The 243-nt window shown below is 42.0% G+C and carries 1 protein-coding gene; it reads right to left on the reverse strand.

Features of this window, described 5'->3' with window-relative positions:
* A partial coding sequence (locus R0J87_RS23790; RefSeq protein WP_498889481.1) for a ribonuclease E inhibitor RraB occupies nt 1–243 on the reverse strand: 243 nt, incomplete at both ends.

Raw genomic sequence — 243 nt, forward strand, 5'->3', positions numbered from 1 at the left:
TTGACGGAATCGAAGCCATTAGACGATTCGAGTAGTTTCTTTTCTATTTCCGTAATGTATTCGGCAGTGGGGCGCATCTCAACACATAGAACGAGCTGGAAATCTTCCGGATCGTCAATGATTATAAACATTCCGCCCTCAGGGACTTTGTACTTATTCCTGAAAACTTGCCGAACTTCTTTGCAATTTTCTTTTGTTGGCAATGATACGCTAAACTCGAAGTCCCTCTTCTTTTTCGTATCG

It is taken from the genome of Halomonas sp. SIMBA_159 (assembly GCF_046536035.1).
In the GTDB taxonomy this organism is placed as follows: domain Bacteria; phylum Pseudomonadota; class Gammaproteobacteria; order Pseudomonadales; family Halomonadaceae; genus Vreelandella; species Vreelandella venusta_A.